Below are 3,667 nucleotides of genomic sequence, written 5' to 3'. Positions count from 1 at the left end.
CCCACACCCCACACCCTATTCACAACTCCCGCAATCAAGTTTGGGGACAAGTTGGAGCGGGGATCGTTGCTGACAGCGACCCCGAGCGAGAATGGTATGAGTCCTTGCACAAAGCTCAAGCCCAAATCATCGCCTTAAAAAGGACAGAAGAATGAAGTCGTAAGTCGCGCATTCGCAAGTAATTCCCCCTGCTCCCTGCTCCCTTTCTTCACTGACAACTGACAACTGATGCTACGGTTAGGAACGGATATTATTTATATTCCTCGAATTGAGAAGGTAATAGGGCAATTTGGCGATCGCTTTTTGCAGCGCGTCTACACGCCAAATGAGCTATTGGATTGTCGTTACGAGCGAAATGCTCCTAGTCGTAATGCGATGAATAAACTAGCTGGGAGATGGGCGGCGAAAGAAGCTGTGGTCAAAGCTTTGGGGACTGGCTGGTTGGGCGTAGGCTACACTGACGTTGAGATTTGCCGTCAACCGAGCGGCGTTCCTACCGTGCAACTACACGCACGAGCGTTAGCAATGGTAGATTCTTGGGGACAGTTGCAGTGGCAGTTGAGTTTGAGCCATGACGGAGATTACGCGATCGCTACGGCAATCCTCGTCTGTTCTTAGGAGCGATCCTCAAGGCGATCGCTTTCAGCAACTTTATAGTTCTACATAAAGACAGAAGAATTTAGAAATTATCTCAATAAACTTAAAACAAATTGTGAATAATGAAATACAAATTACAAATTTAGACAATCGATATACCTCACTGCCATAAAATACATGTTTTAAGCTGCGATCGCTGTTGATGAATACAGAAAATTATTTGAATCATCCTACATTTGGGTTGTTATTCCGCATCTGCCTTTTGGAAGAACATCAAGAACTTTTCACCACCCTCTACGCCCAGCGCTTGTTTTTTTTAGTGACGATTGAAGCTTCAGGGATGAAATTCGAGCCAGTGAGTCGTTCTGAAGCTCGCTTACTATTGGAGACTCGACTGCGGTTCTTACGTCGTAACGGTCAATACCAAGAGTACGATCGATTACAGAAGACTTTGCAAGCCACCTTCCAATGACTAATCAGATTGCCGAACGTATTGCGCTTATCCGTCAACAACTACCAGCTACCGTCCGGTTAATCGCCGTCACCAAGCAGGTATCCGTAGAGGCGATGCGAGTAGCATATCAAGCCGGAATTCGGGATTTTGGCGAAAGTCGCATTCAAGAAGCCGCTAGCAAACAGCAACAGTTACAAGATTTACCAGATATCACTTGGCACTTGATTGGGAGTTTGCAAAGCAACAAAGCCAAAAGAGCTGTAGAACTTTTTCAATGGATTCATTCTCTCGATAGCTTAAAGTTGGCTCAACGTTTAGACCGACTGGCGCAAGAGTTATCTTGCCGTCCTCAAGTGTGTTTGCAGGTCAAAATTCTCAGCGATCCCAATAAGTCTGGTTGGACTATTCCCGACTTGTTAGCCAGCTTACCAGAACTAAATCGCTGCCACAATCTGCAAATCGAAGGCTTGATGGCAATTCCACCCTTAGATTTGAATGATGCCGAAATTCTCAATTTCTTCGAGCAAACTCGCGATTTGGCTGACAAAATTCGGCAGCAACACTGGTCTAATCTTCAAATGCACCAGCTATCAATGGGAATGTCTGACGATTACCAATTAGCCGTCCAAGCTGGAGCAACGATGGTACGTTTAGGACGGATAATTTTTGGCGATCGCATTTATCAGTGACCAGTGACCAGTGACCAGTGACCAGTGACCAGAGATCGGTTGACTTCTCAGATAATTCTTAGTCCTCAGTTTCTAATTTATTATTTCGCATGTCAAATAACTTTTGGAAGAAAAACCAAAGTGAATATTAAAAATTTCCGAAAAATAGACTTGACAACTGTATACTGTGAAGTCAAAATTCAAGCTGAGAAATAGCCGAAACTTGTAAATTTGACTACAAAAAAGGCGATTTATCAAATTTCAAGAATTGCTAAGATTCGCAGTGAAACCTCAAAAAGGCGGATAACATGAACGCCAACTTCTAAATCATTGCTTATTTGGTAGTTGCTCGAAACGGTTTTTCCCAGTAGATTTGTAGCGTGTAACGCAAGGGAGAGTGAAGTGAGTACGTTTTCTAAGCTGAAGCATTGGCTCGTTGGTACTAACGAAGAGTACGAATACGAAGACGAATTCGATGATATTGAAGAATCAGGGGATGAGGCATACTCACCCGAACCTACCCCTGTACCAGAAAAAGAAACGCGCCAGCAGCGTCGCTGGAATCAAGTTAACGCAGGTGGTAAAGGGAATGTAATTGATATGCATGGAGCATTGAACGGTAATTACGAAGTAGTTCTGATGGAGCCGCGTTCCTTTGAGGAAATGCCACAAGCCATTCAAGCTCTGCGCGATCGCAAGATGGTGGTGTTAAATTTAACAATGATGGAACCAGACCAAGCACAACGCGCTGTGGATTTTGTGGCTGGCGGAACTTACGCAATGGACGGACACCAAGAGCGAGTGGGTGAAAGCATCTTCCTGTTTACACCGCTATGCGTTCAAGTCACAACTCCAGGAACTCTGGGTCACGACCTCCCACAAGCCGTACCGACACGTCCCCAGCGCATGAGCGCACCCGCACCCGCATGGACGGCTGAATCGACTAGAATAGCTCAATCTGGTTAAAATACGGTTCTTCAGCTCCTAGACGGTCAATCGTCATCAGTCATGAGTCATTGGTTACAAACATCAATAAATACAAATGACAAACGACAAATGACAAATGACAAAGCAGACTGATAGCTATGAGCCGATCGCTATGGAAAAATCGTCAATTAAGTTAGGTATTATTGGTGGCGGGGTAATGGGAGAAGCCATTTTATCCCGCCTTATTAGTGGGCAAATTTATCAGCCTCTAGAAGTCATAGCCAGCGAACCGCAGCCGTCACGCCGCAATTTTTTGCAGCAACAATATGGCATTCAAGTAACAACAGAAAATGCCAAAGTCTTATCGGCAGATACAGTTGTATTGGCAGTAAAACCGCAGGTATTTGCAGCAATTAGCCAAGACTTGGCAGATGTATCCGGTAGGGGCGCACAGCTGTGCGCCCCTACTACAACACAATTGCCGTTGATAATTTCCATCATGGCAGGCGTAACCTTACAGCAGCTAGAGAAGGCTTTTCCTCATTTACCAGTTATTCGGGCAATGCCCAATACCCCTGCTACAGTTGGCGCAGGTATGACGGCGATCGCTCTAGGCGATCGCGCCAGCGACGTTCACAAACAAATTGCCCTGCAACTCTTTTCAGCAGTAGGAGAGGTCGTAGAAGTTTCAGAGTCGCTAATGGATGCCGTTACGGGACTTTCTGGTTCGGGTCCGGCTTATGTAGCCATCTTAGTAGAAGCATTAGCTGATGGTGGCGTAGCCGCAGGCTTACCTCGAAATATTGCTAACCAACTCGCCCAGCAAACTGTTAAAGGCACGTTGCAGCTGTTACAAGAAACAAGCATTCACCCAGCCGAATTAAAAGATCGCGTCACTAGCCCCGGCGGAACGACAATTGCTGGAGTATCAGCCTTAGAAAAAGCAGGTTTTCGTTCTGCCCTAATTGAAGCCGTAGTTGCTGCAACTAGGCGATCGCGAGAACTAGGGAATCAGTAGAGA

Annotated in this window: 6 protein-coding genes; all 6 read left to right on the top strand. The window is 45.7% G+C overall.

Features of this window, described 5'->3' with window-relative positions; genetic code table 11:
- Window positions 1-155: chorismate-binding protein (locus C7Y66_RS30155; RefSeq protein ID WP_146149915.1), on the top strand; the 155-nt coding region annotated here is incomplete at its 5' end.
- 73 nt (window positions 156-228) lie between these two features.
- Entirely contained in the window at window positions 229-618 is a 390-nt protein-coding gene (acpS, locus tag C7Y66_RS30150; RefSeq protein WP_106548346.1) for a holo-ACP synthase, read from the top strand.
- 181 nt (window positions 619-799) lie between these two features.
- The gene (gene pipX, locus C7Y66_RS30145) at window positions 800-1,069 is read left to right on the top strand and encodes a transcriptional coactivator PipX (protein WP_015153758.1); all 270 of its coding nucleotides are present in this window, start codon (window positions 800-802) and stop codon (window positions 1,067-1,069) included.
- Window positions 1,066-1,740, top strand: a complete 675-nt coding sequence (locus C7Y66_RS30140) for a YggS family pyridoxal phosphate-dependent enzyme (RefSeq protein ID WP_106548345.1) — start codon at window positions 1,066-1,068, stop codon at window positions 1,738-1,740. The genes pipX and C7Y66_RS30140 overlap by 4 nt, the downstream gene beginning before the upstream one ends.
- 381 nt (window positions 1,741-2,121) lie before the next feature.
- A complete protein-coding gene (locus C7Y66_RS30135) occupies window positions 2,122-2,685 on the top strand; it encodes a cell division protein SepF (RefSeq protein ID WP_015153756.1) in 564 nt (187 codons plus the stop codon).
- Between the two features lie 97 nt (window positions 2,686-2,782).
- Window positions 2,783-3,664, top strand: a complete 882-nt coding sequence (gene proC, locus C7Y66_RS30130; protein ID WP_199197736.1) for a pyrroline-5-carboxylate reductase — start codon at window positions 2,783-2,785, stop codon at window positions 3,662-3,664.
- Window positions 3,665-3,667: the final 3 nt, after the last annotated feature.

The organism is Chroococcidiopsis sp. CCALA 051, assembly GCF_003015105.1.
Lineage (GTDB): Bacteria > Cyanobacteriota > Cyanobacteriia > Cyanobacteriales > Chroococcidiopsidaceae > Chroococcidiopsis > Chroococcidiopsis thermalis.
This window is presented reverse-complemented; position numbering and strand designations above follow the sequence as displayed.